The following is a 26226-nucleotide window of genomic DNA, read 5'->3' on the forward strand; positions in this document are numbered from 1 at the left end:
AGCAGTCCATGTCCGAGAACACTAACGAAATGCCCCAGTCGCCGATGCAGTCGGACGAATACGGCGCCGCCTCGATTCAAATTCTGGAAGGCCTGGAAGCGGTCCGCAAGCGGCCGGGCATGTACATTGGCGATACCTCGGACGGCACCGGCCTGCACCACCTGGTGTTCGAAGTGCTGGACAACTCGATCGACGAATCGCTGGCCGGCTACTGCACCGAAATCCACGTCACCATCCACGCCGACAACTCGATCTCCATCGCCGACAACGGCCGCGGCATCCCGACCGGCGTCAAGATGGACGACAAGCACGAGCCGAAGCGCTCGGCGACCGAAATCGCCCTGACCGAACTGCACGCCGGCGGCAAGTTCAACCAGAACTCCTATAAGGTGTCGGGCGGCCTGCACGGCGTCGGCGTGTCCTGCGTGAACGCGCTGTCGAAGCTGCTGCGCGTGACCGTCCGCCAAAAAGGCAAAGTGCACCAGATGGAATTCGTGCGCGGCGTCCCGCAGAACCGCGAAATCGAAATCGTCGACGGTTTCGAAGTCTCGCCAATCAAGGTGATCGGCGAAACGGACAAGCGCGGCACCGAAGTGCATTTCTGGGCCGACGAAGAAATCTTCACGACCGTCGAATTCCACTACGAGATCCTGTCGAAACGCATTCGCGAACTCTCGTTCCTGAACAACGGCGTCAACATCAAGCTGAGCGACCACCGCACCGGCAAGGAAGAAGTGTTCGCCTTCGAAGGCGGCACCCGCGGCTTCGTGGAATACATCAACAAGACCAAATCGGTCTTGCACCCGACCGTGTTCCAGGCAACCGGCGACCGCGTGTCCGAGCACGGCACCAACATCTCGGTGGACGTGTCGATGCAGTGGAACGACGCCTACAACGAGCAGGTGCTCTGCTTCACCAACAACATCCCCCAGCGCGACGGCGGCACCCACCTGACCGGCCTGCGTGCGGCGATGACGCGCGTGATCAACAAATACATCGACGAGAACGATTTCGCCAAAAAGGCGAAGGTCGAAATCTCGGGCGACGACATGCGCGAAGGCCTGACCTGCGTGCTGTCGGTGAAAGTGCCTGAGCCGAAGTTCTCGTCGCAGACGAAGGACAAGCTGGTGTCGTCGGAAGTGCGCGGCCCGGTCGAGGAAATCGTCGCGAAAACGCTGACCGACTTCCTGAACGAAAAGCCGAACGACGCGAAGATCATCTGCGGCAAGATCGTGGAAGCCGCCCGTGCCCGTGAAGCGGCACGCAAGGCGCGCGACCTGACCCGCCGCAAGGGCGTGATGGACGGCCTGGGTTTGTCCTCGAAACTGGCCGACTGCCAGGAACGCGACCCGGCGCTGGCCGAACTGTACATCGTCGAGGGTGACTCGGCAGGCGGTTCCGCCAAGCAGGGCCGCGACCGCAAGTTCCAGGCCATCCTGCCGCTGCGCGGCAAGGTGCTGAACGTGGAAAAGGCGCGTTTCGAGAAGATGCTGTCCTCGGAGCAGATCACGACCCTGATCGCGACGCTCGGCACCTCGATCGGCCCGGACGAATTCAACGTCGACAAACTGCGCTACCACCGTATCATCATCATGACCGATGCGGACGTCGACGGCGCCCACATCCGCACCCTGCTGCTGACGCTGTTCTACCGCCAGATGCCGCAGCTGGTCGAGCGCGGCCACATCTATATTGCCCAGCCGCCGCTGTACAAGGTCAAGGCCGGCCGCGACGAACGCTACCTGAAGGACGACGTCGAGGAAGCGAGCTACATGATGATGGTGGCGCTCAACGGCGCCTCCCTGATCCCGCGCGAAGGCGCCGAGCCGATCAACGGCGAAGCCCTGTCGGAACTGGTGCGCCAGTACAACCTGGCCAACGCCATCATGATGCGCCTGACCCGCGTGATCGACCGCGCTGCGCTGACCGCCATCATGAGCGGCGTCACGCTGGACATGAGCACGCTGGAAAACGCCGGCGTCTCCGCCCAGACGATGGAAGCGGCGATCAACGACCCGGCCGTGCGCGTGGTCGTGCGTTCGGACGAACTGTCGGAGAAGCACTCCCTGCGCATCGAGCGCATGCGCCACGGTAACGTGTACGTGACCTCGATCGACGCCGACTTCGTCCTCAGCAACGACTACGCCGTGCTGGCTAACGCCGCCGCCACCTTCCAGGGCCTGATGGGCGAAGGCGCCATCATGCGCCGCGGCGAAGGCGAGAAGATGAAGGAATTCGCCGTACGTGAATTCCACGAAGCGATGATCTGGCTGCGCGAAGAAGCCGAACGCGGCGTGTCGAAGCAGCGTTATAAGGGTCTGGGCGAGATGAATCCGGAACAGCTGTGGGAAACCACGATGGACCCGACCGTGCGCCGCCTGCTGAAGGTGCAGATCGAGGACGCGATTGCGGCGGATCAGATCTTTACGACCTTGATGGGTGATGAAGTCGAGCCGCGTCGTAATTTCATTGAAAGCAATGCGCTGCAGGCGGGGAATATCGACGTCTGATTCACGAACGCAGTAATAAGCAGTAATAAAAAAAGCCAACCTTCGAGGTTGGCTTTTTTATGCCTTATTCCTGTTCAGGAATCGCGCGCACGACCAGGAACTGGTAGGACATCGCACCGAGGAAGGCGATGCCAGCGCCCGTGAGCAAGGCCGGTACGAAGGACCAGGTTTGCGCAATAAAGCCGGTCAGGATCGGCGCCAGCGCGCCGCCAATGAATCCACCGAAGTTCTGGATCGCGCCCAGCGACCCGACGCGGCTGCGCGGCGCCACCACGGTGACGAGCGACCACGAGCAGGCCGACGCGGCATTAGCCAGGAAGATCACGATCGAAATGCAGGCGATGGCGACGGTATTGCTTTCAACCAGGGCCGCCGGAATCGTGAACGCCACCATGCCCAGCATCGCTGCGACTACCGCCTTGCGGCGGCCGGACAGCGGCGAAGCGGAATTTCGGGCCACACGATCGGACGCCCAGCCGGCGATCAATGCGCCTGCGAAACCGCAGGCGAAAGGAACCGAGGCCGCGAGCCCGGCGTAGGCGATATCCATCTGCCGCTCGGTGCGTAAGTAGCCCGGCAGCCAGGTCAAGTAGACCCAGTTCAGGTAGACCGATCCGCTAAAACCGAACAGCATGCCCCAGGTAGCGCGGTGCCGGAACAGCGCGCGCCAGGAGGCAAAACTTGTTTTCGGTGCGGGTTCGTTCGTCTGCCCCGCGTCCAGGTAGGCAATCTCTTCCTTGCTCAGCTCCGAACGCACAGGATCGCGATACAGGGCGACCCAAATTACCGCCGCCACGATACCCATCGCACCGGTCACGAAGAAGGCCCAATGCCAACTCGTCGCGGCGATCAACGGCGACAGGAGCAGTGGCGCGAGCGCGACACCCAGCGGCGATGCCGAGTTGTAGACCCCGGTCGGCGCACCCCGTGCTCGTAAAGGGAACCAGTTGCTCACGACCCGCGCCGCTGCCGGGAACTGCGGCGCTTCGCCGATCCCGAGCACGATGCGGGCGATGACGAACCAGCCGAAGGTCGAGACGAGTCCGCCTGCTGCCTGTGCCAGCGACCAGACCACGAGACCCATGCCGAGCAGCCAGCGTGGGCCGATCTTGTCGACCAGCGCGCCGACTGGCAACTGGCAGAGCGCATAGCTCCAGGAGAAAGCCGACAGCAGCAAGCCCATCTGGCCGAGCGAGAGGCCGAGGTCTGCGCGGATGAATTCGTTAGCGACGGCCAGGGTGGCTCGGTCCAGGTAGTTGATGACGCCGGTGAGGACCAAGAGCACGAGGGCCAAGGTTTGACTGCGGCGGATGCGTGGGGGAGCGGTTTCGTAGGCAGGAGTAGCGTTCATTTCGAGATGCTACCAAACGAACGTTGCCAGGTCGAAAAATATTCTGAAAGCTGCAGATTGTCGCCGATGTGCCTTGTTTAGCGTTGGCATTTTTATGCCATGTATCTAGGCTGCAGCCAATTTGCGCCAGCTCTAGTTAGCTTCTTGTAGATGTAGGTATCTTTCCAAAGTGCAATCCCACTATCAATAGCTTAAATTCCTCTAGCATGGATCAAGTCTCGGAATCGTCAGATACACAGAAGGAAATTGCTAGCCGTACATTGTTTCGCTCCCAGGCTATCGAGCATGTGAAAGCCCGGCAATACGGAACAGTGATTCTCGCAAACCCCGTTAGTCACCGCGTTCTCACGGCAGTATTTGTCAGCATTGCGCTGTGCATCATCGGATTTTTTGTTCTTTTCAGCACGACACGAAAGGCTCAAGCGACCGGAGTGTTACTGCCGACTGCTGGGGTAATTCGCGTCACGCCGGTTCAGCGTGGCGTTGTAACTGAAATGCGCGTCAAGGAAGGCCAAGCAGTCAAGGCAGGCCAAATTATGTTCGTACTCTCCGGCGAACGCAGTAGCGGAACGAGCGAATCTACCGAGAAGAAAATTTCGTCTTTGCTAGAGCGCCAGCTCGTTAGCCTGCGAGTTGAACTAAAACAGTCGCAACTGCAGGGAGCACAACGCATCGCAGCTGCACGGCAGCGCGTTCGCGACATTCTGACAGAAGGCGAGCACACAATCGGGCAAATTGACTTGCAAAAGAGCAGAGTATCGCTAGCCGAGCAGGCGTTCAATCGTTTTACCGAACTGGAAGCAACAAAATATATCTCTGCTGCTCAGCTACAGGATAAACAGGGCGAGTTGCTAGACCAGCGCCAACGCCTTGCCGATCTCGAGCGGATGCATGCTGCCAACCACCGTGAATTAACGGCTGCACAAGCTGACCTAAATGACCTTCAGTTGCAAGCACAGCGTGAAGTCAGCGTGATGGACAGGAACGCGTTCTCACTCGAGCAAAACCTGACGGAGAACGAAGCACGGCGCGAAATACTCGTCCGCGCACCTGTGGATGGTATCGTCGCGGCTCTTGCTACGGAAGTGGGCCAAACGATCACTCAAGGCGTTACCCTTGCGTCGATGCTGCCTGAGGGTGCTGAACTAGAAGCCGAAATCTACGTACCCTCGCGGTTAATCGGCTTCGTTAAGCCCAACATGCAGGTCTTGTTACGCTATCAAGCTTATCCCTATCAAAAATTCGGTCAGTACTCTGCGCGAGTGCGTGATGTGGCAGACACCTCGATGTTGCCCCAGGAATTAGGTTTACCGCAGAACGCTTCGCCAGAACCTCTCTACCGGATTCGATTAACCCTGGATTCCCAAACGATTCAGGCATACGGCAAACATCTACCGCTGAGATCGGGAATGGTGGTTGATGCCAGTATTCATCTTGACCATCGTCGTCTGTATGAATGGATCCTAGAACCGCTGTTTAGCATTACCGGCCGCCAGTAGAAGGACCTTATGCGGCAGCAGCCCTACACTCCAGAGAACACATGAAACCCAATGCTCCCCTGCAGTATTCCTTTTGGCGCCGCAGTCAACTGCCGGTTATTTTGCAAACTGAGGCGGCCGAATGCGGGCTTGCTTGTTTATGTATGGTGGCTAGCTACTTCGGCCATAAGTTAGACTTAGCTAGCTTACGCCGCCGCTTCTCCGTGTCTCTAAAAGGGGCAACGCTCAAGGGTGTCATGACCATGGCCCAAGGGTTAGCGCTGCAACCCCGCCCATTGAAGCTTGAAATGGAAAATCTGCCGCAACTCAAGACACCATGCTTGCTGCATTGGGATATGAACCATTTCGTTGTGCTTAAAGAGGTAACGAATACCCATGCAGTGATTCACGATCCCGGCGTAGGCGTTCGGCGCTTCCGGCTCGCAGAGTTTTCTAAGCATTTCACTGGCGTAGCGCTGGAACTCAAGCCAACTGAAGAATTCGTCAAGAAAGAAGAAACGCAAAACTTCCCTCTACTGACATTAATGGGTCGTGTTACTGGGTTGCGTCGCGGCATGCTTCAATTACTGCTTCTTGGCTTGGTGCTGCAATTGTGTGCACTCGTCGCGCCCTTCTATATGCAGTGGGTAATCGATGAAGCCTTGCTGGCATCTGACAGGGACCTAGTAACTATTCTTGGTTGCGGCTTTTTTTTGCTAGTAATGTTACAGACGGCGATTGGAGGCGTGCGCGCATGGATTACCACTTCACTAGCGATGGACTTAAATTTCCAATGGCTTGGAAACGCTTTCAATCACTTAATGAAGCTTCCCCTTCCTTATTTCGAGAAACGTCACACTGGAGATATCGTGTCGCGATTCGGCTCAATCGAAACTATTCAGCGCAGTCTAACTACGCAGTTTGTTGAAGGAATCATCGACGGCATTCTAGTGGTAGGCACTCTCATTATGATGTTTCTATATAGCCCCAAATTAACGGCTATTGCTTGTATCGCCGTTATGTTATATGTTCTGCTGCGTTTGGCCATCTTTAGCAAATTGCGCGAAGCAACGGCGGAGCAAATCATCCATGCTGCGAAACAACAAACACATTTCATGGAATCGGTTCGCGGCATCCAAAGCATCCGTCTGTTCGGAAGAAGCGAAGAGCGACGTGCCAGCTGGACAAACGCGCTAGTCGAACAATTTAATGCCGACTTACGTATTGCCAAATTGGGCGTAACCTATCAAAGCGCGAACACCTTCCTTTTTAGTGGCGAGCGCGTATTAGTGATCTGGCTCGCCGCAACGCTAGTACTAGATAACATGTTATCTGTTGGAATGTTATTCGCATTCATTAGTTATAAGGACCAATTTAGCTCCCGTATGACGAGCCTGGTTGATAAGGTGTTTGAGCTTACAATGCTACGTCTTCATGGCAACCGATTGGCAGACATTGTGATGACAGAGCCGGAGGCGAGCAAGCAGGAGTTTGAGGTTGATACCGATGCTTTTAACCCATCAATCGAGTTCCGTAACGTTTCCTTCCGCTATGGTGATGGCGAACCTTTCATCATCAAGGATTTCAACTTACTCATTCCTGCCGGAGAATGCATTGCCATAACTGGTCCTTCAGGATGCGGTAAGACTACACTTATGAAATTATTGCTGGGCCTGCTCGATCCAACCGAAGGTGACATCCTAATCGATGGGATGAAGTTGTCGCAGATGGGTAACGCCACTTTCAGATGCCTTATTGGCACGGTAATGCAAGACGACGGGCTGTTTGCAGGATCAGTCTCAGACAACATCAGCTTTTTTTCTCCTACAGCTGACTTGGAACGGGTCCAAATGTGTGCGCAGTTGGCAGCGATTCATACAGAAATTGGTTCAATGCCGATGGGCTATAACACGCTGGTTGGCGACATCGGCAGCGGTTTGTCAGGCGGTCAGAAGCAAAGGCTCTTGTTGGCACGTGCACTCTATAAAGACCCAAAAATTCTTGTACTCGATGAGGCTACTAGTCACTTGGACGTGTGGAACGAACATGCAGTTAATGCAGCCATCAAAACACTCAACCTCACTCGCATACTTGTGGCGCATCGTCCTGAAACGATTGCTATGGCACAGCGGGTAGTTGTCATACAACAGGGAAGGATTGTACAGGACCACTTGCAGAGCGATCTCGAAAATTTGCATGAAGACGAAGAAGTTATCGCGGCATAATTTACTCGGAATGGAGAAAAAGAATGCGGGAAGCTTTAACACAAATTAATCATGCACGCTTACACTTGCAGAAAATTAGAATCTTGCCAAATAGAGATTGCCGATGTCTGATCCGTTAAAAATCTGAGCTGAGGATGGCTCTTCAAAATAGTTTATCCGGTAAACACAGCATCGCTAGCATGCTCTTCCGATATCTTACTACCCGAGACATCGTGTTCGGTTTTTAGCCGCTCTGTTACTTAAGCGACTTTATCCAAACCACATTTTCGGGTCATCCGCGTTCGAAGCGCCAGATCACTGTGGCTTATTGGCGAGGTAGTGTCCCCGCTCTCCTTGCATGTGACTCCAACGGTAATTGGTTAAAAACTCGGTTTAACTGTGTCAAACTCCGACTAAACGCGTCCACGCTATAGCTAGAGTAATAGTGATGCTGAGCACACTAACGTTTATATTTCGGCAGTACTGGTAAATGCAGATATCTCCATCTCATAAATTCGATCTGAGCTTCCTTAAGTCACGTCGCCTTGCCTCTAGTACTGACCATTGAGCCCGGCAGCGGCATTCCATTTCTGGCTACGGCTCTGCATCTTTAGTTTTTTATCAAGTGTGCTTGCGCCGCTCCTGACTAGCTCTATTGTATAGCTCCGGTCTTTCCATCGACATCGACCACGGCATCGGATGTATTGCCTTATTACAATGCAGCAAGCCTTTAGAATACGGTTAATTCCTGATCAAGGATTTACTGAGAAAAAACAAGCTCTGCGATTTACCCAGTGCCCACTGGACAGCGGCCCCAGCATTCACTTTTCAATTACATCTAATAATTGTCTGTGATTTTTAGGTTAGCAACGACCTCTGAGTATAAGCTTGAGACGGTGATGAGCCAAATCATTAAAATCTATCTTGCCAATAGACCACGTCGCGTCGAATGCGAATTTTTAACTAAAATCAAAATTTTCCAAATGAACGCCGCAAAATCCAAGAATATTGATTGATTGCAACTTAAGTTTCTACCAGTGCAATATTATGAGTTTGCCGGCTTGAAGGATTTTATACTTCATAAATGGCAGCTGATAAAGAAATCTAAACATCTCCGAAATGGAAAGCATGCATGTTATTTATACTGCTATTAAAGCGTTTTGTGAGTAATGGTTAATAATAGCTCTACACATGCTGAATCTATTATTTGTCTCGAACTTTTTAAAGAGATTGCCACCATGAATCAATCATTTCAAGAATTTTTTTCAGCGTTTAATGGATTGCCTACACCTTACCACGCCGTCATCATTTCGGCGCTATCGATATTTTTAGGAAATCAGTCATTAGAGCTAGGGCAGAAAATTGGCGCGTTCGCTTACAAAATTCTTAATTAATACTTAAAAATTTTTAAGGAGAATATATGCAAGAGCTGAGTATGCAAGAAGTTGATGAAGTTTCCGGTGGCGGTGCTGCTGTTGTAGCCGTAGTCGTAGTCGTAGTCGTATTAATAGCAATTGGGGCAGCGGCAGGCTATATGGATGAGAAAAATAAGAAAAAAGAAAAATAAGCGAGTTTTGATTAAACGTTTGAAAGGAATTAAAATGAATGCTCTGGATAGTGTAGCGCAGAATCATAATTTCCAATTTTATGAATTGAATGACTACGAGGTAGAAAATATCTCAGGAGGCTTTCCGCCTCTTGTAGCAGCGGCGGCAGCTATTGCAGTAGGAAACGCCGCACTAGATTTTGGGCATAAACTTGGCGGCATGCTTTATAGAGCCCTGCATTAATAAACTAAGACGGATTAAGGCATAGCTATTTAGCCATGCCTTAATCTAATTAAACCTCCGAAGTTTTTAAACTATTCAAGAAAGTTTCGGCGTTTGATGAGTATTTTTCACATTTACTCCTACGGTTGCGTATTGAAGTGCCGGAGCCGATGGATACCGATCTCCATGTCCTGATCGCCCCAAACGCGGACTGACTTGGTCTAGCAAGAAGCATTTGTCCTATGTGTATCGGCTCGGCAGCCGTGCGCCGAGCTGGCTACTGCTACGGGACGAAAGGCCTACAGAATGTAGGCGGCCTAACGGCAGTTCAACGCGACAGAAGAACACCGCGCCAACTACTAAACTTGCCATCCAGGCAAATAGCATACCCACCGCTTGAAAATTTGCTTCAGCCGTGACAAACTCAGTGAAGAACGCGTTGACCGCTAGACAAACAGGGAAATGGACAAGGAACAGCGAGTAAGAAAATTTCCCCATGCCGTTCACGAACGACCACACCCCACCCGCCCCAGCACGCGGCTTCGCGCGACCGAACAGAATCAGCACACACGCCACCGCCAAAGCAACCGCAATCCGACTCCGAAACTCAACCATCAACGCCACCAGCGCCGGCACCGCAATCATCAGCAACAACGCCACGACCGCACGCGGACGACGCACCGGATCGCCCGCCCACCACGCCAGCACACCCAATCCATAACTCCCAACAAAATACGGCGCCCAAACGTCCCAGTCCGAATCCAGATTGAAGTACAGCAGCGAAACCCCGACAGCCATCGTCATCACCCCGGGCATCAGCCACGGCCGCACACGCTCCCCTGCAAGCCGCCCACACAACCAGAGCAGCAAACCCATCACCGCATACAGCTGAAAATCGATCGCCACATACCAGGCCCCCGCCGACAGTGCCTCATACCCGAGCACGTCGTGCAGCAACAGCGCATGCGCTGCCAGTTGCCCCACGCTCGGCGGCTGTGATATCGAATCGTGGGCCATCCAAGTGCTGGCCAGTGCGGATGCGCCGACCGCCAGCAGCATCGCCACCATGAAGGGCGGCGCCAGCTTGAGGTAGCGGCGCCAGATCTTGCCCAGGGGGTCGCTCAGGCCGGGGTAGCCCTGCGGGGACAGCGACTTCGCCGCCAGGAAGCCGCCGACGACCAGGAACACCTGCACGGCGATGCGCGCATCCCCGGCCAGCCAGTCGATCACGTCCGGCATCAGGGGCCGCGCGTGGTCCGCCATCGGCCCGTAAAACGCGAGGTGGTGCAGCACGATCAGCTGCGCCGCCACCGCCTTCAACAGATTGATAACGCCAAACTCCGCCCGCTCCATCGCGGGTACTGCTCCAACACTTGCTTTCATCCACATCCTCGCCTGGCAACCTCAACAACGCTTCCCGACGCTACCGAAGCAGACTGCTGCTGATATTGCCGACCGGGCGACATCATAGCCGAGCTTGCCGGATCGATACCACGCGCCATATCGTGGGAATTCGTGAGTTTTCCTGTGGTAACCTTGCCGTTCCGTGTACCGACCGGTGGTCACTTGGCAGTGGCCATGCCCCGACCTCCGGCCCCAGCAGATGAAATTCGAATCCAAGCTCAAATTTGCCGCCGCCGCGATCATCCTCGTCATGTCGACCGTGGCGGCGCTGCCGATGTTCGTCAACCACCAGGTGACGACCGTGATGTCGGAACTGCGCAGCGCGTCGAATGTCGAGCGCCTGCAACTGAAGCTGCTGGAAGAATTGCTCAACGCCGAAACCGGCCAGCGCGGCTTCGTGGTCACAGGCGACGAACTCTTTCTCGAGCCCTACCACTCCGCAGTGAACGCGATTCTGCCCGCCCAGGCTGCTTTGCGCCGCGAAATGACGAGTCCGCAGGAAGTGGAACGCGCCAGGACGATCGAACGCGCCGTGGCTGCGAAGATGCAGACCGTCGAGTGGACGATTACCCTGCGCCGCAACCAGGGTTTCGAGGCAGCGAAGGCCCTGGTGCTGGCCGGTACCGGCAAGGCCCAGATGGACCTGCTGCGCAGCCTGATCGGCAAGGAACTGTCGATCTATTCCCAGCGCCGCACCGAACTCGCCGACCAGCTGCTGGCGACCTCGAGGCTGGCGGCCAACGCCAGCCTGGTGGCGACGCTGACCAACATCCTCTTCCTCGGCGCCGTACTGGTCGCCGCCTCGCGCGTCCTGCGCCAGCGCGACACGGCCGAGCACAAGGCGCAGGACGCGGCCGACCGCGCCCAGCTGACCAACGAGCGGATCTCGCTGCAGAACGACCTGCTCTTCCGCAGTGCCGAGCTGATGCACTCGCTGGAGCTGGCGGAAACCGTCGACGAGTCGGCCGAGGTCATCGCCAGCTATCTGCCGCGCCTGCTGCCGAACGTGTCGGGCAGCCTCTACCTGTACAACAATTCGCGCGACATCCTCGAGCGCAAGGCCGGCTGGGGCGATTTCCGGGACGAGCCGGAACTGATCGAGGCGCTCGACTGCTGGGCGCTGCGGCGCGGCAGCCCGCACGCCTACGACGGCGGCCATGGCCTGGCCTGCCGCCACGGCGGCAAGGCGGATGTGGCGCGCCTGTGCCTGCCGCTGGTAACGCAGGGCGACGTGATCGGCTGCCTGACAGTGACCGGCGCCAGCCTGGGGGGGGGGGGGGGGGGGGGGGGGGGGGGGGGGGGGGGGGGGGGGGGGGGGGGGGGGGGGGGGGGGGGGGGGGGGGGCGTGGCGGGGGGGGGGTGGGGTGGGGGTGCGGGGAGGGCGGGGGGGGGGGGGGCCGCGGCGCCGGGCGCCGCCCCCCCCCCCCCCCCGCGCGCGTGGATCGGCCAGCTGGCCGAGCAGCTGGGCCTGGCGCTGAGCAACGTGCGGCTGCGCGTGTCGCTGCGCCAGCAGTCGATCATCGATCCGCTCACCCAGCTGTATAACCGGCGCTACATGGACGAGGTGCTCAAACGCGAGCTGGCGCGTTCGAGCCGCAGCGGCACGCCGATCAGCGTGCTGGTGCTCGACCTCGACCACTTCAAGCGCATCAACGACACCTACGGCCACGAGGCCGGCGACGCCATCCTGCGCAAGGTGGCGCTGACGCTGCGCGAGAACATCCGCTCCTGCGACGTGGCCTGCCGCATGGGCGGAGAAGAGATGGTGGTGCTGCTGCCGGAATGCGGGACCGACAACGCCATCAAGCGCGCCGATGCGATCCGCGTGGCGATCGCGGCCGGGGACGTGCTGCACGACGGCCAGCGCATCGGCGCGACGGCCTCGATCGGCGTGGCTTCGTATCCACAGCACGGCAACGACATGCAGGGGCTGGTGCACGCGGCCGACCTGGCGTTGTACGAGGCCAAGCACGGCGGGCGCAATTGCGTGCGGGTGGCCAAATCCGATGCGCCTGGCGCGCCGGCGATGGACGACGCGGCCGGTATTTGAAGATTTACATCCGGTCCAGCAACTGCAATGACGCCCGGTCGCTCATCACCAGCACCAGTTTCAGCCTCGCCCTCGTCATGCCCACGAACAGCTTGCGCAGCACGAGGTCCGTCATGTCCTCGAAGTCGATCTCGGTAAAGATCAGCGCCGGCGCCGACTGGCCCTTGAAGCGGTAGACCGACTCCGCCAGCAATCCCCCTTCGCGGAACACCGGGTTGCCGAACAAATCGTATTCGCCCGTGAACGACTTCAGCGTGTGGGCGTCGCTCAGTTTATCCAGGTTGAGGATGGCGGACTTTTCGCGGCCGCGGAAGGAGCAGATGGCGATGTCGTGGCGGCCGAAGCCGGCGGCCAGGCAGGTCGTCACCGCGCGCCGGGTTTGCGCCAGCATGGCCTCGACGTCGCCTTCCGGATAAGTCAATTCCTCGATGTCGGCCCCTTTGAAAGGGCTGCCCGCCTCCACCGGGTCGCGCGCGGCGCCGATCGATTTGAGCATCTGCACGATCTGGCGCGGGCTGCGGTAGTTGGTGTCGGAATGCAGCTTCACCCAGCCCGGCAGCGGCACCATCTGGCGCCCATATAAATTCTGGTCCGGGTCTTCGAGCCAGATGGCGCGCCCGCCGGGTTTGAGCATGCCGAGCACGATGTCGCGCCAGGCCAGCGAAAAATCCTGTCCCTCGTCGACGATCAGGACGTCGAACTGCCAGGTTTCCGGCAGGGCGACTTCGGCCAGCGCGGTTTCGATGTCATTCCAGACCTCGGGCGAGGAATAGTCGGGAGTCACGTCCTGGGCGCGCATGTAGGCGTCGCACATCATGTGGAAGGTCGATACGCGCCCGCCCGGCGGCACCAGGCGCTCGATGTGATCGGCCAGCGGGCGGTTGAAGCAGACGTAGAGCGGGCGCAGGCCGGCGTCGATGGCGGCCTGGTATTCGGCCAGCGCCAATTGGGTCTTGCCGCTGCCGGCCGTGCCCACCACGCGCAGGCGGAAGGGTTCGAATTCGAGCCGGCGCGCCCAGGTGGCGAGGCCGCCCGAGAGGCGCGTCACCATCTGCGTGGCCGAGCCGATCATCGAGCTCGGGTCGGGGCGCAGGCTCAGGGTGTCGCCGAGGAAGCGCGTGACCTTGTCGAATTCGTCGGTCTTCTCCGTGACCGGCAGCGTCTCGCGGATCACCCGTGCCAGTTTCCCCTTATTGGTGGCGTCGATGATGTGGCGCGGGTCGATGCCGGCCAGGTTCGGGTCGCGCACCGTGTAGTCGGGGCAGTACAGCAGGTAGTCGATCGACAGTTCCCCCTGGTAGCGCCTGGTCAGGCCCTCGATCGTGTGCAGGATGTGGGCGTGGATTTTGCGAGGCTTGCCCTGGAAGTTCTTCAGCAGCCCGTCCCGGGTTTCGTTGAGGAAGCCGGCCACCTGCTCGATCAGCAGCAGGCGCCCGTTCGGCGCGACGACGATGAAGTCGACGTCGCCGTACACCGAGAAGCCCGCCTCCACATTCGTCCAGTGCACCCCGTGGTAGACGTGGTAGGGGGTGTCGGACAGGCGCTGTTCGAGGAGGGCGAGGGTTTCGATCTCGCGTGCTGCATTTCCGGTGACGGACATCTCGCGCCAGCCGGCAGGATGAATTTGGGCCATGGATGTGAGGGAAATGCAGATATAAAGGTAACAAGATTGTAAGGCTGTTCATGGCATGTGAACACACCATTGAAAATGCCACTGTCCAGGCGCGAAAAAACGGGTTCAAGCAGCCTTTGAAGTTATGTACTATCATAAGTTACATGAGACGCGATTCCCGACTTTCTTCGATCCTGCACCTGCTGCTGCACATGGCCCACAGCGGGCGGCCCCTCACTTCCGACGAGCTGGCCGGCTTCCTGCACACCAACCCGGTGCTGGTGCGGCGCACGCTGGCCGGCCTGCGCGAACGCGGCTATGTCGGCTCGGGCAAGGGCCATGGCGGCGGCTGGGTGATCACGGCCGACCTGCGCCAGGTGAGCCTGCGCGACATCTATGAAGCCGTCGGCGCGCCCACCGTCTTCGCGATGGGCAACCGGGTCGACGAGCCCGACTGCCTGGTCGAGCAGGTCGTCAACGCCTCGCTGGCAAGCGCCTTCGAGGAAGCCGAGGCCCTGCTGATCCGGCGCCTGGGCGAAGTCTCACTGGCCACGCTGTCCGAACAGTTCAATGCGCAGTACGCCCAACACCGAGGAGGACACCATGCACACCCAACAGACTGAGTTCGACGCCATCGTCATCGGTGGCAGCTATGCCGGCATGTCGGCCGCCATGCAGCTGGCCCGCGCGCGCCGGCGCGTGCTCGTGATCGACGCTGGCCAGCGCCGCAACCGCTTCGCCGGCCACTCGCACGGTTTCCTGACGCAGGACGGCAGCGAGGCCGCCGCCATCGCCGCCCAGGGACGCACGCAGTTGCTGAACTATCCAAACTTGACCTGGATCGAGGGCAAGGCTGCCGGCGCCCTGCCCCGCGGCGAAGGTTTTAGCGTGACGCTGGACAGCGGCGAGATCGTCTCCGGCAGGCGGCTGGTGCTGGCCACCGGCGTCGCCGACGAGCTGCCTCCTGTCGAGGGGCTGGCGCAGCGCTGGGGCAGCAGCGTCTTCCACTGCCCCTACTGCCATGGCTACGAACTCGACGCCGGCGACATCGGCGTGCTGGCCGCCAGTGCGCTGTCGATGCACCACGCCCTGATGCTGCCGGACTGGGGCCGGGTGACGCTGTTCCTGAACGGCAGCTTCGAGCCGGATGCGGCGCAACTGGCGGCGCTCGATGCGCGCCAGGTGACGATCGAGCGCACGCCGGTCGCACGGATCGAAGGCCGGGCCGACGTGGTGCTGGCCGACGGCCGGGTGCTGCCGATGGCGGGATTGTTCGTGGCGCCGCGCATGCTCCCTGCGAGCACGATCGCACACGAGCTCGGCTGTGCGGTGGAGGATGGGCCTGCCGGCCCGTATGTGCGCACCGATGCGATGAAGGCGAGCAGCGTGCCCGGCGTGTTCTGCTGCGGCGACATGGCGCGCCCGGCCGGCAACGTCGCCTTTGCGGTGGCCGATGGCGCCATGGCCGGCATCGCCGCGCACCGCTCGCTGATTCCGCAGCTGCAACAGGCCGCCTAGGCCGCGCACCACAGCGCATGGGGCCGGCTGGCGCGCGGGGGCGCTGGGCTACAATCGATGCCTTGATCATACTCAAACGGCGCCCCGATGAAGCCACACCAGGCCAGCCTGGATTTCGACGGTCTGAAACACATCCTGTCCGAAGCCGTCCGCGGAGCGTCGTACGACACCATCCTGCAAAGCCTGCTCGACGAGGCGCGCCGGGTGATCGGCGAGGACAGCTGGGCCTCGGTCTACCTGGTCGACGAGACAACAAGCCAGCTGCGCATGGCGGCCGCCACCGGCATGCCGCCCGCCTTTGCCGAGGCGCTGGCGCGCCTGCCGATGGGTCCGGAAGAGGCCTCCTGCGGGCGCGCCGCGCATACCGGCCAGGTCGTCGTCGTTGAGGACGTGCTGGTGGAGCCGCGCCTGCGCCCCTACCTCGAGCTTGCCGCCGCCCACCGCGTGCGCTCCTGCTGGTCCTTCCCCCTGCATTCGCCCGGCAGCCGCGTGCTGGGCACGCTTGCCTTCTTCCATGGCGCGCCCAAGGTGCCGGACGCCGCGCTCAGCCGCGAAATCGGCTACTTCACCGACCTGCTCGCCCTCCTCACGCAGCGCCACCTGCACGAGCAGGAAACCGGTGCGCGCCACGCGCAGGCCGAGCGCGAACTGGCCGCCATGGTCGCCGCCTCCGAGCGCCAGCGCCGCCTGTACGAGACCGTGCTGTCGAATTCGCCCGACCTGGCCTATGTGTTCGACCTCGAGCACCGGTTCACCTACGCCAATGCCGTCCTGCTGAAAATGTGGGGCAAAACGCTCGAGGAATCGGTCGGCAAGACCTGCCTGGAGCTCGGCTACGAGCCCTGGCACGCGGAGATGCACGGCCGCGAGATCGAACAAGTGAAAGCGACCAAGGCGCCGATCCGCGGCGAGGTGCCCTTCAACGGCACCTTCGGACGCCGCATCTACGACTACATTTTCGTGCCCATCCTCGGGCCCGACGGCGAGGTCGAGGCGGTGGCCGGCACCACGCGCGACGTCACCGAGAGAAAACGCTTCGAGGAAGACCTGCGCGCAAGCGAGCGGCGTTTTCGCACCATCACCAACGCGATGCCGCAGATGGTGTGGACTGCCGAGCCCGACGGCACGATCGATTACCACAACGAGCAGTTCTACCATTTCGCCGGGATGGAAAGCGGCACTGCCGAAGGCGCGGCCTGGGCCGAGAACCTGCTGCACCCGGACGACCAGGAAGCCGGCCGCGCGCGCTGGGAGCACAGCGTCGCCACCGGCGAACCCTACGAGATGACCTACCGCGCGCGCCACCACAGCGGGGAGTACCGCTGGGTGCTGGCGCGCGGGCGGCCGCTGCACGACGAGGCAGGCAACATCGTGAAATGGCTGGGCACCGACACCGACATCCACGAGGGCAAGCTCAACGAAGAGGCGCTGGAGGCCGCCAACCACCGCAAGGACGAGTTCCTGGCGATGCTGGCGCACGAGCTGCGCAACCCGCTGGCGCCGATCAGCGCGGCCGCCCAGGTGCTGCGCCTGATGCCGCACAACGCCGACAAGGTGCGCCAGTACAGCGAAGTCATTTCGCGCCAGGTCAGCCACATGACGACGCTGGTGAACGACCTGCTCGACGTCTCGCGCGTCACGCGCGGCATGGTGCAGCTGGACAAGGCGCCGGTCGACCTGAAGTCGGTGCTCACCAGCGCGTCCGAGCAGGTACATCCGCTGATCGAAGCGGGCCACCATACGCTGGCGCTGCAGCTGGGGCCGGCCCCGGCCACGGTGCTGGGCGACCGCGCGCGCCTGATCCAGGTTACCGCCAACCTGCTGGCGAATGCGGCCAAGTACACGCCGCCGGGCGGCCTCATTTCGCTGGCCGTCGATGCCAGGGATGGCCGGGCGCGCATCACGGTGACGGACAACGGCAACGGCATCGAACCGAACCTGCTGCCGCACCTTTTCGAGCTGTTCGTGCAGGGCAAGCGCACGCCGGACCGTGCCCAGGGCGGTCTCGGGCTCGGGCTGGCGCTGGTCAAGAACATCGTCGGCATGCACGGCGGGCGGGTCGAGGCGCAGAGCGCCGGGCCGGGCCGCGGCAGCACCTTCATCGTGGAGCTGCCCGCCGCCGCGGTACCGCCGCGTACCGTGTTCGTGCCGCCGGCGCCGGCGGCCGCCACGCCGGGACAACCGCTGCGCATCCTGCTGGTGGACGACAATGCAGACGCCGCGGCCACCCTGTGCACCCTGCTGGAAGCGGCCGGTCACGAGGTCCACACGCTCAACGATCCGCGCCTGGCGCCGGCCGCGGCGCTGGCTTCTCCTCCCGACGTGTTCATCCTCGATATCGGCATGCCGCTGATCGACGGCCATACCCTGGCGCGCCAGTTGCGGGAGCAGCCGACATTGCAGCATGCGGCCTATTTCGCCCTCACCGGCTACGGCCAGGTGAGCGACGTGGAAACCTCGCGCCAGGCCGGCTTCAACGAGCATTTCGTCAAGCCGGTGGATGCGCCGCAACTCATTGCGGCGTTGAACGCACACGGAAACGCTCGCCAGGACCTGGCTTGATGCCTATGGGAACTGCCGAGTTGCCATTGGTGCTAGACTGCTCGCGCTGGCGCGACCGGGTCGACCTGGCCGCCGGCATCGACTAACGAGCGACCCCACGCAGCCCACTTACCAGCCCGATGCGCGACTCAGACTCATCCCTGTTCAAGAACCTCACTTCCAGCGCCATCGTCACCGCCAGTTGCGTGCTGGGGTTGCTGTACTTCGGGCGCGACGTGCTCCAGCCGCTGGCGCTGGCCTCGATCCTGAGCCTGGTGCTGGCGCCGCTGATCCGCAGCCTGCGCCGCGTCGGCTTCGGACGCCTGCCGGCCACGCTGGTGTCGGTGCTGCTGGCCGGCACCTGCGTCGTCGGCGTGAGCATCATCCTCGCTTTCCAGCTGGTGGCCGTCACCGCCGACCTGCCCCAGTACCGCAAGGCGATCCGCTCGAAGGTCGAGAGCGTGCGCGAAATGACGGAGCGCCCGTTCGCGCGCCTGGAGGCCGAACTGAGCGCGGTGGCGCCGCAGGTGCTGCCGCCAGCGCCGCCGGTCACGGTCCGGCGCGGCACCCTGACGACCAGCGCCAACCAGCCGCTGCCGGTGGAAATCCGGGCGCCGCGCGCCACCACGCGCGACACGGTGGCGCGCCTGTTCGCGCTGGCCTGGGGGCCGATCGGCGAAACCGGCCTGGTGCTGGTGCTGCTGGTCTTTATTTTGCTGGAACACGAGTCCCTGCGCGACCGGGTGATCCGGCTCGCGGGGCAGGCCGAGATCAGCCGCACGGTGCGCGCCCTGTCCGACGCCACGCGCGGCGTGTCGCGCTTCTTCCTGACCCAGTTCGTCGTCAACCTGACCTTCGGGGTGCTGACCGGGGTGCTGCTGTGGGCCTTCGGCGTGCCGCACGCGGCGCTGTGGGGCGCCCTGAGCGGCCTGCTGCGCTTCGTGCCCTACCTCGGCATCCTGGTGGCGGGCATCCTGATCGCCATTTTCGTCGCCGCGATCGACCCCGGCTGGACGCTGGCGCTGTCCTGCCTGGCGATGTTCGTGGCGCTGGAACTGGTGGTGGCGCACGTGGTCGAGCCGAAGGTGTACGGGCACAGTTCCGGCCTGTCGCCGCTGGCCGTGATCGTCTCGGCGCTGTTCTGGGGCGCGCTGTGGGGCCCGGTCGGGCTGCTGCTGTCGACGCCGCTGACGCTGTGCCTGGTGGTGGCCGGTCGCCACGTGCGCGCGCTCGAGCCGGTGACGATCCTGCTGGGCGACGTGCCGAACGTGAACGTGGCGCAGCGCTTCTACCAGCGCGCGCTGGGCGGCGAGCGCCACGCCATCCTGTCCGATGCGAAGTCGTATCTTGGCCGCCACAGTTTCGCCCGCTACTGCGACCAGATCCTGCTGCCCGGCGTTGCGCTGGCGGCCACCGAGGGGCGCAGCGGGCAGATCGACGCCACCCAGGAAGCGCGCATCCGCAGCACCATCGCCGACGTCGCCGCCACCCTGACGCCGGTCTCGGGCGCGCCGTCACGCCGCAAAGGACGCGTGTCGCTGCTCGACGCCAACGTCGGCGCCCACCTGCGCAAGATGCGCGAGGAACGCCTGGGACGCTGGCAGGGCTCGCTCGACGTGCCCGCCCATTCGGTCGTGCTGTGCGCCGGCCTCGGCACCGAACGCGACGACCTGATCAGCGAGCTGCTGGTGCGCTCCCTGCGCGAGCTGGGCGTCGATGCGCGCAGCGTGGTGCTCGGCGCCGGCCAGGACAATCCCGGCCCCGACAAGGCCGACCTCGTCTCGACCGTGTTCCTCGGCTATCCGGTCGAGGCGACCTTCGGAGAATGGCAGCGCGTGGCCGGCGAGCTGCGCGCCGGGCTGCCGGACGCGCTGCTGGTCACGATCCGCCTGCCGTTTGCCGACGGCGAGGTCAACCAGGCCGCGGTGCAGGAGCACGTCGACATGGTGCTGCGCTCCTTCGAGGAAAGCTTGGCTTTCGTGGTGCCGGAACGCACTCAGGGGTGAACACGCGCCCTCGAGTGTGGCAATTTTGCCAATGTGTCCACTGCAACGCTTGTGTTGCATGCGGCGGCTCCGCTACCCTGCTGGCATGAGCTATCGCCTTGCCATCTTCGACTTCGACGGCACGCTTGCCGACTCGTTTCCGTTCTTCCTGAGCGTCTTCAACGAGATCGCCGACGAGCACGGCTTTCGCCGCATCGACCTGGCGCAGGTGGAGCGCCTGCGCCACTACGGCACGCGCGACATGATGCGCCACGTCGGCATGCCGGCCTGGAAACTGCCGCTGGCCGCCGCCAGTTTTAAAACGCTGATGAGCCAGAATGCGCACCGCATCCGGCTGTTCCCGCACGTCGACCACGCCCTGCGCGAACTGGCGCGCGGCGCGGTCGGGCTGACCATCGTCTCGTCGAATTCCGAAGACAACGTGCGCCGCGTGCTGGGACCGGACCTGGCCGCCCTGATCAGCCAGTACGAGTGCGGCATGTCGATCTTCGGAAAGACCGCGCGCATCCGCAAGGTGCTGCAGCGCGCCGCCGTGGCGCCGGGCGCCGCCTTGTATATCGGCGACCAGGAAACCGATGCCCAGGCCGCACGCAAGGCGGGGGTCGCCTTTGCGGCCGTGCATTGGGGCTATGCGCCGATTGAGGCCTTGCGCAAGGTGGAGCCGGAGCATGAATTCGATTTGCCGGCGTCGCTGGCGGGGATTGCGAGTTTGCAGGCGAAACGGGTCAGTACACCGTAGGGTGGACGGGTCTTCCCGTCCACGCGTTCACCTATCAGGTGAGCGGTCGCTACAGACGCCCAGGCCAATCAACCGTTCGTTGAACGCGTGGACGGGAGACCCGTCCACCCTACTTCCTTCGCGAATCTCACCCCTTCACGCACACAATCTGCTTGAGGGTATGCACCACCTCCACCAGCTCGCTCTGCGCCTGCATGACGGCGTCGATGTCTTTATAGGCCATCGGAATCTCGTCGATCACGCCGTCGTCCTTGCGCGATTCGACGCCTTGCGTGGCGCGTTCCATGTCGGCGCGCGTAAAACGCCGCTTGGCCTCGGTGCGGCTCATGACGCGGCCGGCGCCGTGGCTGCAGCTATTGAAACTTTCCGGATTCCCCTTACCGCGCACGATGAAACTTTTCGCGCCCATCGATCCGGGAATGATGCCGAGCTCGCCCGCGCGCGCCGAGACCGCGCCCTTGCGGGTGATCATCACGTCGCGGCCGAAGTGGCGTTCCTGCTGCACATAGTTGTGGTGGCAATTGACCGCTTCGACATGGGTCTCGAAGGGTTTCGTGATCACGCCGCGCACCGCGTGGATCAGGTTCTGCATCATCACTTCGCGGTTCACGCGCGCGAACTTCTGGGCCCAGCCGACGGCTTCCACGTAATCCTTGTAGTGCTGGGTGCCCTCCTCGAGATAGGCGAGGTCGGCATCGGGCAAATTCACCATGTGGCGCCGCATGTCCTGCTTGGCCAGCTCGATGAAATGGGTGCCGATGGCGTTGCCGACGCCGCGCGAGCCGGAGTGCAGCATCAGCCAGACGGCCCCTTCTTCGTCGAGGCAGATTTCGACGAAATGGTTGCCGCTGCCCAGCGTGCCCAGGTGCTTGTAGTTGTTCGTGCCGCGCAGCTTCGGCCATTTGCGGCACAGGGCGTCGAACTCGTCCTTGAGCTTGGCCCAGCCGGCATCGACGGGCGGCGGCGGGTTGTTCCAGGAGCCGACGTCGCGCCCCTTGGCATTGCGCGTCTTGGGCGACATGCCGTGCGGGATCGCCTGTTCGATGGCGCCGCGCAGTTTACCCAGGTTGTCGGGCAAGTCCTGTGCCCGCAGCGTGGTCTTGGCGGCCATCATGCCGCAGCCTATATCGACGCCGACCGCCGCCGGGATCACCGCCCCCAGCGTCGGGATGACGCTGCCGATGGTCGATCCTTTGCCGAGATGGACGTCGGGCATGACGGCGACGTGGTGGTAAATGAAGGGCATCTGCGCCAGCTTGGCGAGCTGGTCCTTGGCGGCGGCTTCGACCGGCACGCCGCGGGTCCACATTTTGACGGGCTTGGCCTTGTCGGCGTCGAGCAGTTCGTAGGCAGGCTGTTTCATCGGGATTCTGATGGAGACGACAAGGCTTTCATCATCGCCGAATTCGCGATTCGGGGGAGTCCGGCAGGCGCGGCTCAGTTGCACGGCGGGAAAGGCACGTTCTATACTGCCCCGGGGCGCCGCACTTGCCGCGCCGAACCTCGGAACCCTGCATGCGAAAATCTCATTTGCTCGCGGCCCTGCTCGCGCCCTTGCTGCTGGCCGGTTGCGTCGACGACTCGGCCACGTATTACATCGACGGCAACCAGCACGCCCTGACGGTGCGCGCGACCCAGGACTGGTTCTGGAAAAAGGATGTCACGCTCGAGCTGGTCGCGGCGCGCATGCCGGACTGCCAGCGCCGCATCGCGCTGGGCGAATTGCCGATCGGGGAACTGGAGCTTGAACTGTTCGCCTCGGGCGAGAACGAATACACGCTGCGCGCCGGCGAACAGGCCTGGCGCGTCGAAACGCAGGGGTGCAGGGAGCTGGACGCGCCCGAGCAGGTGACCGGGCAGCCGCTCGGCCTGTTTCACCTGGACGAGAACAAGAAACTGATTTTCGAAGCGGCGGCAGAAACGCCGCCAGCCTGAGCGTTTAATACACTTCAGGGACGCAGCCAGCCGCGGGCGATCGGCGCCGCCAGCACGCGGCGGTAGACGTATTGCATCAGCCCGCCAAGCGCGCCCGCCACCGCCTGCCCTGCCCGGCTATTGGCCAGCACCGCCGCCACGCCCGACACGACCAGGGCGCACACCATGTCCAGCGGCCAGTGCACACCGAGGAACACGCGCGACCAGGCAACCACTACCGACAGCGCCATCAACACCGCGCCGAAGCGCCGCGCCTCGCGCAGCTGGCACAGCATCAGGGCGATCGCCACCGAGAACATGCTGGTGCCGTGGTCGCTCGGGAAGGAACTGTCCGGCGCGTGCTCGAGGAAGGTCTGGCCGATGCCGACGACGAAAGGGCGCGGATAAAACCAGAGCAAGCCGATGATCTTGCTCATCGTGAGTGCAATGGCCGCGGCCAGCAGGGCGCGCACGGCCGCATCGCGCTGGCCCGGCGCACCATTGGTCCACATCAGGACCAGCCCGAGCGGCACGATCATGATGAGCCATTCGGCGGCAAAGAGGGCGCCGTGCAGCTGCCATCCCGACAGGCCGGGCGCGGCGTTAATCAACGAAAACAGGGAGTGGTTCAGGGCGTCGAACATGGCTGCGTTACAAAAAAAGCAATATCCCAGCTTAGCTCAGCCGCTGGATGCGCACGCTTTGAAATCGCAACAGAATGTGACAAGAGCGGCCGTGCTTACGGCTGTGTCTGCTCAAAGTCAGATCAATGTTCCTAAAGCACGTGAATGTGACGCAACCGCGCAACGTCGTAGGGTGGACGGCTATACCCGGCAGTGAGCGTTCATATGGCAGGTATGCCGTCCACGCGTTCAACGCACCTTGGAAACACTGCTGCGGCCAAGCGTCCGCTGATTGAACGCGTGGACGGCGTCCACGCGTTAGTGCCAGCCGCGGAGCGGAGCCGTCCGGTGGACCCGTGATTGAGGCCATTGGCCTCAATCACCCCTGCGCCCATGCTGACGCGACTGATACAACCCAACAGGCGCAGCTGCACAGCCAGACACGCCTGGGCGGCCCTCACCGCGGCCGCATCAGCCGGTGCAGCTGCGCCAGTTCCGTATCGCGCCCCAGCTTGTCGAGCGTCTGCTCGAGCAGGGTACGTTCGCCGTCGCGCACCATCGTCCATTGGGTGAAATATTCGTGCACGGTGCGCCAGGGGGGAAACTCGCGCGGCAGGCTGCGCCAGGCGGCTCCGGTGTGCAGGAAGTAGAGCACCGCGCAGTACACGTCGTACAGGTCGTGCTTGCGCGGACGCGTCTTGCGGCGCGCCGCTTCGAGCATGTCGCGTACGAGTTCGAACTGCTCACGTGGAATGTCACTGGGGAATTCGGGCCTGGCCATGTCGTTCGCCCCAAAATCCCTTTGAGGCGAAGTTTATGAACAGGTTCCCGACAGGCGTGGGCCTGGCCAAAGCCGAGGGCCCGGACCTGGTAAAAATCAGTCGCGTGCGAGCGCCAGGAACTCGGTGCGCAGCGCCAGGTTCGGCTGCAGTTCGCCCAGCATGCACGAGGTGATGGTTTCCTCGCCCTGGGTGCGGATGCCGCGGCTTTCCATGCACATGTGGCGGCACTTGACGACGACGCCGACCGCTTTCGGTTCGAGCACTTCCATCAGCGCGTTGGCGATCTGCATCGTCATGCGCTCCTGCACCTGCAGGCGCTTCGAAAAAATGTCGACCAGGCGGGTCAGTTTCGACAGCCCGACGATCTTGCCGTTCGGCAGATAGCCGACGGTGGCCTTGCCGAAGAAGGGCGCCAGGTGGTGTTCGCAATGGCTGTAGACCGGGATGCCGCGCACCACGATCAGCTCGTTGTACTGCTCGGCGCCGTCCTCGAAAGCTTTCAGTACCTGGACCGGGTCCTGGTCGTAGCCCGAGGTCCAGTGCTTCCAGGCTTTTGCGACGCGCGCCGGCGTTTCGTGCAGGCCGGGACGGTTCGGATCTTCACCGAGGCTGGTCAGCAGGCGACGCCAGTCGTGTTCGGTGAATGCTTCTTTTTCTGACATGGGAATCCTAAAATGCGCTAAACGATGCGCATAAAAAATGCGATTGCCGCCAGTATATAGAAAATGGGCGGGAGCGACCGGCTGCTGCCCTTTTCTTGAGCAAACCGGACTCATCCACTAAACCCTTGCGCTAGCGTGAAGGAGGATCCTAACTCCTGGAGGCGGCCTATGTTCGGAAGCTCGGTACTGGAAGTAGCAATCGGATTGACGTTCTGTTACGGCACGGTGGCGCTGATTGTCGCCACGGTGCAGGAAGCGCTGGCGGCCGCCTTCCGGCTGCGCGCCAACACGCTGCTGGCGGGTATCAAAAGCATGCTCAACGACCCGCGCTTCGAGGCGCTGGCGCAGGCCGTCTACGCGCACCCGCTGGTCAATCCGCACAGCGACGGCAGCCGCGTCGGCGAACGCGCGCTGGCAAGCCGTCCTTCTTATATCGAACCGGCGCATTTCGCGATCGCCCTGATCGACAGCATCCAGCAGGTGCCGGGCGATTTTGCGCGCCTGGGCGCCGACATCGACGCGGTCGCCGATCCGCAGATACGGCGCGCACTGCAGGCCCTGCATGCGCGCGCGGGCGGCGACCTCGAGCGTTTCCAGCGTGCGGTGGCGAGCTGGTTCGACAACGCCATGCAGCGCGTGTCGGGCAACTACAAACGGCGCCAGCTCCTGATCTCCTTCCTGCTGTCGCTGCTGCTGGCGATCCTGTTCAACATCGACAGCATTGCCCTGTTCCAGGCCCTGTGGCAGCAGCCGCAGCTGGCGGCCCACATCGGCGCCGCGCCCGGCGCGCTCGACGCGCAAACCCTGCGCCAGCTGCTGGCCATGCCGATCGGCTGGACCAGCTTCCCGCCCGTATTGAACAGTGCGTTTGCGCTGCAGGCGGCGGGGTGGATCGTGACGGCGGCGACGACCCTGTTCGGCGCCCCGTTCTGGTTCGACCTGCTCCAGCGCGCGGTGCAGTTGCGCGGCACGGGCGCGCGCCCGGACGATGCGGTGCGCACCCAGGCAGCGGTCGAGGTGCGTACTGGCGCCGCCATGCCGGCCGCAGTCAACCAGTCCTGAA

General features: G+C 61.8%; 19 protein-coding genes and 1 pseudogene. 13 read left to right on the top strand and 7 right to left on the bottom strand.

Annotated features, from left to right (window positions below; all coding sequences use genetic code 11):
- Positions 1-8: 8 nt before the first annotated feature.
- Positions 9-2510, top strand: coding sequence for a DNA topoisomerase (ATP-hydrolyzing) subunit B (gene gyrB / locus ACWCIA_RS16290; RefSeq protein WP_454164924.1), 2502 nt, complete (start codon positions 9-11; stop codon positions 2508-2510).
- Positions 2511-2574: 64 nt separating this feature from the next.
- Here gyrB and ACWCIA_RS16295 read toward each other — a convergent pair whose 3' ends face one another.
- Positions 2575-3861: an MFS transporter gene (locus ACWCIA_RS16295; protein WP_454164926.1), complete on the bottom strand. Its 1287-nt coding sequence runs from the start codon at positions 3859-3861 to the stop codon at positions 2575-2577.
- Between the two features lie 206 nt (positions 3862-4067).
- On the opposite strand from ACWCIA_RS16295, the gene ACWCIA_RS16300 reads away from it, so the two are divergent.
- The 4 genes from ACWCIA_RS16300 to ACWCIA_RS16315 all read left to right on the top strand — a co-directional run bounded on the left by ACWCIA_RS16300 (position 4068) and on the right by ACWCIA_RS16315 (position 9333).
- The gene (locus tag ACWCIA_RS16300; protein ID WP_454164928.1) at positions 4068-5360 is read left to right on the top strand and encodes an HlyD family secretion protein; all 1293 of its coding nucleotides are present in this window, start codon (positions 4068-4070) and stop codon (positions 5358-5360) included.
- Positions 5361-5401: 41 nt separating this feature from the next.
- Complete coding sequence (locus ACWCIA_RS16305) at positions 5402-7564, top strand: peptidase domain-containing ABC transporter (protein ID WP_454164930.1); 2163 nt, start codon at positions 5402-5404, stop codon at positions 7562-7564.
- Positions 7565-8963: 1399 nt separating this feature from the next.
- Positions 8964-9110 (top strand): class IIb bacteriocin, lactobin A/cerein 7B family, encoded by a 147-nt coding sequence (locus tag ACWCIA_RS16310; RefSeq protein WP_454164932.1) that lies wholly within the window; start codon positions 8964-8966, stop codon positions 9108-9110.
- Entirely contained in the window at positions 9082-9333 is a 252-nt protein-coding gene (locus tag ACWCIA_RS16315; protein WP_454164934.1) for a class IIb bacteriocin, lactobin A/cerein 7B family, read from the top strand. Before ACWCIA_RS16310 ends, ACWCIA_RS16315 begins: the two co-directional genes overlap by 29 nt.
- A gap of 219 nt (positions 9334-9552) precedes the next feature.
- On the opposite strand, the gene ACWCIA_RS16320 is transcribed toward ACWCIA_RS16315, so the two are convergent.
- A complete protein-coding gene (locus ACWCIA_RS16320; RefSeq protein WP_454164935.1) occupies positions 9553-10695 on the bottom strand; it encodes an acyltransferase family protein in 1143 nt (380 codons plus the stop codon).
- A gap of 220 nt (positions 10696-10915) precedes the next feature.
- Here ACWCIA_RS16320 and ACWCIA_RS16325 point away from each other — a divergent pair, with 220 nt between their 5' ends.
- The gene (locus ACWCIA_RS16325; RefSeq protein ID WP_454164936.1) at positions 10916-12766 is read left to right on the top strand and encodes a sensor domain-containing diguanylate cyclase; all 1851 of its coding nucleotides are present in this window, start codon (positions 10916-10918) and stop codon (positions 12764-12766) included.
- 4 nt (positions 12767-12770) lie between these two features.
- Here ACWCIA_RS16325 and ACWCIA_RS16330 read toward each other — a convergent pair whose 3' ends face one another.
- Positions 12771-14399, bottom strand: coding sequence for an ATP-binding domain-containing protein (locus ACWCIA_RS16330; RefSeq protein ID WP_454164938.1), 1629 nt, complete (start codon positions 14397-14399; stop codon positions 12771-12773).
- A 143-nt stretch (positions 14400-14542) separates the two neighbouring features.
- Here ACWCIA_RS16330 and ACWCIA_RS16335 point away from each other — a divergent pair, with 143 nt between their 5' ends.
- From ACWCIA_RS16335 to ACWCIA_RS16355, 5 genes are all read left to right on the top strand, one after another.
- Positions 14543-15001, top strand: coding sequence for an Rrf2 family transcriptional regulator (locus ACWCIA_RS16335; protein WP_454164939.1), 459 nt, complete (start codon positions 14543-14545; stop codon positions 14999-15001).
- Complete coding sequence (locus ACWCIA_RS16340; protein ID WP_454164941.1) at positions 14982-15896, top strand: NAD(P)/FAD-dependent oxidoreductase; 915 nt, start codon at positions 14982-14984, stop codon at positions 15894-15896. Before ACWCIA_RS16335 ends, ACWCIA_RS16340 begins: the two co-directional genes overlap by 20 nt.
- Positions 15897-15983: 87 nt before the next feature.
- Positions 15984-18458 carry a PAS domain S-box protein gene (locus tag ACWCIA_RS16345; protein ID WP_454164943.1) on the top strand — a complete coding sequence of 825 codons (2475 nt, stop codon included), beginning with the start codon at positions 15984-15986 and terminating at the stop codon, positions 18456-18458.
- A 119-nt stretch (positions 18459-18577) separates the two neighbouring features.
- On the top strand, positions 18578-20443 hold the full coding sequence (locus ACWCIA_RS16350; RefSeq protein ID WP_454164945.1) for an AI-2E family transporter: 1866 nt from the start codon (positions 18578-18580) through the stop codon (positions 20441-20443).
- An 85-nt stretch (positions 20444-20528) separates the two neighbouring features.
- The gene (locus ACWCIA_RS16355) at positions 20529-21182 is read left to right on the top strand and encodes an HAD hydrolase-like protein (RefSeq protein WP_454164946.1); all 654 of its coding nucleotides are present in this window, start codon (positions 20529-20531) and stop codon (positions 21180-21182) included.
- 127 nt (positions 21183-21309) lie between these two features.
- Here ACWCIA_RS16355 and ACWCIA_RS16360 read toward each other — a convergent pair whose 3' ends face one another.
- On the bottom strand, positions 21310-22545 hold the full coding sequence (locus ACWCIA_RS16360; RefSeq protein ID WP_454164948.1) for an RtcB family protein: 1236 nt from the start codon (positions 22543-22545) through the stop codon (positions 21310-21312).
- A 152-nt stretch (positions 22546-22697) separates the two neighbouring features.
- On the opposite strand from ACWCIA_RS16360, the gene ACWCIA_RS16365 reads away from it, so the two are divergent.
- The gene (locus ACWCIA_RS16365) at positions 22698-23117 is read left to right on the top strand and encodes a hypothetical protein (RefSeq protein WP_454164950.1); all 420 of its coding nucleotides are present in this window, start codon (positions 22698-22700) and stop codon (positions 23115-23117) included.
- A gap of 14 nt (positions 23118-23131) precedes the next feature.
- Here ACWCIA_RS16365 and ACWCIA_RS16370 read toward each other — a convergent pair whose 3' ends face one another.
- The 3 genes and pseudogenes from ACWCIA_RS16370 to folE form a co-directional block, all read right to left on the bottom strand.
- The gene (locus ACWCIA_RS16370) at positions 23132-23740 is read right to left on the bottom strand and encodes a phosphatase PAP2 family protein (RefSeq protein WP_454164952.1); all 609 of its coding nucleotides are present in this window, start codon (positions 23738-23740) and stop codon (positions 23132-23134) included.
- A gap of 484 nt (positions 23741-24224) precedes the next feature.
- Positions 24225-24500: pseudogene (locus ACWCIA_RS16375) on the bottom strand (transposase); the annotation flags it as partial.
- Between the two features lie 96 nt (positions 24501-24596).
- Positions 24597-25163 (bottom strand): GTP cyclohydrolase I FolE, encoded by a 567-nt coding sequence (folE, locus tag ACWCIA_RS16380; RefSeq protein ID WP_454164954.1) that lies wholly within the window; start codon positions 25161-25163, stop codon positions 24597-24599.
- 168 nt (positions 25164-25331) lie between these two features.
- On the opposite strand from folE, the gene ACWCIA_RS16385 reads away from it, so the two are divergent.
- Entirely contained in the window at positions 25332-26225 is an 894-nt protein-coding gene (locus tag ACWCIA_RS16385; protein ID WP_454164955.1) for a hypothetical protein, read from the top strand.
- Position 26226: the final 1 nt, after the last annotated feature.

It is taken from the genome of Massilia sp. SYSU DXS3249, from assembly GCF_053668055.1.